The organism is Intestinibacter sp. (genome assembly GCF_022780145.1).
In the GTDB taxonomy this organism is placed as follows: Bacteria; Bacillota; Clostridia; order Peptostreptococcales; family Peptostreptococcaceae; genus Intestinibacter.
On the sequence record NZ_JALEXO010000338.1, the window covers coordinates 1 to 3,998 of the forward strand.

Consider the following 3,998-nt stretch of genomic DNA (forward strand, 5'->3'; position numbering starts at 1 on the left):
TAGCTTCCCATCATAAGCATATTAGGGTCGTAATTAGATTCTAATACTACAAGCTTTGAATTTTTTAAATTCTTTCTTATGTTTTCAGTTACATATCCTATATCAGTTGCTATTGACATCTTTTGATCATCAGAGTAAATATTATATCCTACTGCATCCTCTGAATCATGTGGTATTGAAAATGGTCTTATTTTGATATCTCCTAGCGCATATGTTTTATCATTTTCAAATACAACCATATTTTCTTCTTTTATATTTCCTATCTTGTCCTTCATACCACACCATGTTTTTAAATTTGCGTATATAGGAATATCTAACTTTCTAGACATTATTCCAGCGCCCTTTATATGGTCTGAATGCTCATGCGTTATAAATATCCCACGTATTTTATCTATATCAAAACCGGCTTTTTTAATTCCTGCAGTTATTGTTTTTCCTGCAAGACCAGCATCCACTAAAATTCCAGTATCTTTATATGTTATTATGTGACAATTTCCACTACTTCCACTTCCGACTGAACAATATTTTAACACCGCGTCTCTCCTCTCTAATCGATTTCTAAATTATATTATACCAAAAAAATAGAGCCTGAAATCTTTTTTCCATACTCTATCTAAAATTTACCTCTTCAATTTAGGATTCAATCGCATTGGTTTACTATTTCATCTATGTTTACGCCCTTGTCCTTCCATATATCAATAAATTTAGTTTTATTTACGTTTTGGAACATATAGTTATTATAATATTCTTGTAGTGTTTCAAAGAATATCTTATCTCCAACCTTTTTTCTTATTTCATTGAAAAGTACAGCACCTTTAGTATAGACATTTAAGCTATATTCTGTAGAATTTTTAAATTCTGTACTAGATCTAAAGATATCTACCCCTTTATAATTTTCACTTTGTACCTCCATAGTTTTGATCAATTTGTCTCTCATTTCTTCTCCGTATTTATTTTCGAAATACAACACAGTAGAATACTCTGTCAACGCCTCATCTAGCCACGGCTCGCTTATCTCATCATTACCTACAACGCTATACCACCATTGATGCGCAGTCTCATGTGCAATTACATATTCTAATAAAAATTTACTATTTTCATTGTAAAGATTCTTATCTATCATCACTAATGTAGGGTATTCCATTCCTCCAATAAAAAAATCACTCGCCACTACTGAATATGTATCGTACGGGTACTCGCCGAATAATTCGCTGAATATTTTAATCGACTCTCTAGCAACCTTATTCGATTCAACCGCTAAATCATTATTTAAGCTATATGTAATAATAGATGTATGCCCATATACACTCTTGTTAATTTTAAACTTATCACTTAATATAATTGCAAAATCCCTGACCTTTTTCCCTTGTAATTTGCAGAGCTTGTTATTTTCATTCGTTTTTTCTTCTACCATAGAACCTGTACATGCAATCTCGTATTTACTTGGAATTAAAATATTTACTGTAAAATTACCTATATCGCTATAAAAAGGATCTCCCAAACTTATATAACTCTTTAAATTCCACCCTCTATCATCATAAACACAGCACATCGGAAACCAATTAGTAATATTAATCGTATTATCACCATATCCAAAACGACCTAGACAATTTGGTATCTTAACATCGTATTTTATATCTATAGAATATTTTTCACCGTCATTTAAATTTTTATCTAATACAATTTCTAAAATATCATTTTTCTCTCCTTTTATATTATGCTCTAGCTTATTGCCATTATTTAATATATTTTTTATTTCAATATAACCCTCATCGAATCCATTTGGGTATGCTTTTTCGATTTCTGATTTTTCAAATGGACAAATTTTTTTATCCGAAAATGCATTTGGATAGATATGCATATATATTTTATCTAAGGTTTTACCTGTGTTATTTACATACGTTATATTTTGATTACATTTAATTTTTTTTGCCTTATCATCAAATACTACATCGATTATATAGTTATTGATACTCTTATTATTTACTATTTTCATAGCATCATTTTCAACATAGTTATTCGACCAGTATATTGTTCCTGCAAAAAACAACACCAAAAGGAGTATTAAACTTATTTGTCTCCTTTTTTTATTAAAGTTTATAACCAACGCCTTTCCCTCCCATTTTATATGTATATTTTTTTTTAAAACTTCCAAGATAAAACTATAATGTCTTATGTTATAATTTATCTGAGGTGATGAAATGTTTTTTAAAGAAGTTAATAAAAAAGATTCTGGAGATACCATAATCTCTAATATCTTCATAGATATATTTATGCCTATGGCTAACGGATTATACGTACAAGTTTATCTTTTAGGCTACCGACAAGCATGTGATCCTAATGCCAATCCAAATTTTAATAATATTTCATTGGCTAAAAATTTAGGAGTTCCCCTATCAGATGTGGTAAATGCTTGGAAATACTGGGAACAACAAAAGATTGTAAAGATTCACAAGGACGATGTTGAAAACGACTTTGATTTTTCAATTGAATTTGTAGATTTGAAAAAATTCTATATGAACAATATAGACAACAATAATATAGCTCCTGTTCAATCAGATACAGATAAGCTTTTAGAAGCTAGAAACAATCCTAGCATAGTTAGAATGTTTAATTCTATCAATAAAATAATAGGTAGGCCTCTTGTTCCAAGTGAAAACATGAGAATACTAGAGCTTATAAACGAATACAATTTAACTCCTGACTTAGTAGTGTATGCTTATGAATACAGCAAAGAACAAAAAAACGGAAACGCTAAACCACTTAATTACGTTGAAAGCGTACTTAGAGGTTGGTATGATCAAAATATATTTTCTGTAGAAGATGCTAAAAATAGTTTTATGATAAGAAAAGACAGATTTGCTATTTACCGCAACGTATTAAATCAGCTTGGATTTTCTAATAGAAATGCAACAGACGCAGAAAAACAACTTATAGATACATGGATTGATAAATACAACATGAGTCAAGAATTAATAACATATGCTTGCTCCAAAAGCAAAAATATACCAAATCCATCTATATCCTATATAAATGGAATAATAGAAAATTGGCACTCTAAGGATATAACAACCTTAGAAGATGCTCAAAAGGAAGAAGAAGAATTTAGAGCTAATAAACAAAAAGAAAAGGAAGAAGTCCAAAAGAAAAAAGAAACTAAAAACTACAACAATTACAACAAGGACAGGACTCCAAAGGTAGTTACTAAATATCACAATAGTTTCAACGAACATTTTAGAAAATACTCAGAAGAAGAGCTGGAAGCTAAATTGCTCAAGGTTCAAAATTCCAAAAAGTAAAGAAGGTGATTAATTGAAAGATTCCGCTGTAAGAGAAATTCTCCTTTCATACCAAAAGAAAAGAGATAAAGCCGAATATGAATTCGAGGAAAGAAAAAAAAGAATATATAATAAATTTCCTGAAATAGAAAAAATAGACGATGAGATAACTAATATTGGTCTAAAAATGATGAGATTAGTTTTATCAAGTTCTCCCGACAAAGAAGATTTATTAAAAAAATGCAGAGAAGACATGTCTTCTCTAAAATCAGAAAAAGACAACCTTTTAAAAATCCACAATATATCTGAAAGCGACCTGGAAATTCAATATGAATGTCCCATATGCGAAGATACTGGATTTTTAAAAAACGGAGAAAAATGCAACTGTTTCAAGCAAGCCTTGATAAACGAATACTATAAAATGTCTAATATCTCAAAAAACTTCAAGACCCAAAACTTCAACACATTAGATCTTTCTCTATTTTCCGATGAGATAATACCAGAGCTAAATATCTCATCTAAACAAAATATACTTGAAATTTCAGCTATATGTGAAATGTTTGTTCAAAATTTTACGAAGGAAAATGAAGAGAATCTACTGTTTTACGGAGATACTGGTCTAGGAAAAACCTTCATGTCAAATTGTATTGCAAAAGCATTACTAGACAAGGGATTTACAGTTATATATCAAACAGCCTTTAAAATGTTTGATATTATAGA

General features: G+C 29.7%; 4 protein-coding genes. 2 read left to right on the forward strand and 2 right to left on the reverse strand.

Going from position 1 to position 3,998, the window contains the following annotated elements; genetic code table 11:
• Both MR593_RS12795 and MR593_RS12800 read right to left on the reverse strand, forming a co-directional pair.
• The coding region (locus MR593_RS12795) for an MBL fold metallo-hydrolase (RefSeq protein ID WP_290693672.1) at positions 1-533 on the reverse strand (533 nt) is incomplete at its 3' end.
• A gap of 107 nt (positions 534-640) precedes the next feature.
• Positions 641-2,107 (reverse strand): M1 family metallopeptidase, encoded by a 1,467-nt coding sequence (locus MR593_RS12800; protein WP_290693675.1) that lies wholly within the window; start codon positions 2,105-2,107, stop codon positions 641-643.
• A 94-nt stretch (positions 2,108-2,201) separates the two neighbouring features.
• On the opposite strand from MR593_RS12800, the gene MR593_RS12805 reads away from it, so the two are divergent.
• Entirely contained in the window at positions 2,202-3,299 is a 1,098-nt protein-coding gene (locus MR593_RS12805) for a DnaD domain protein (protein WP_290693679.1), read from the forward strand.
• 13 nt (positions 3,300-3,312) lie between these two features.
• Positions 3,313-3,998: ATP-binding protein (locus tag MR593_RS12810; RefSeq protein ID WP_290693681.1), on the forward strand; the 686-nt coding region annotated here is incomplete at its 3' end.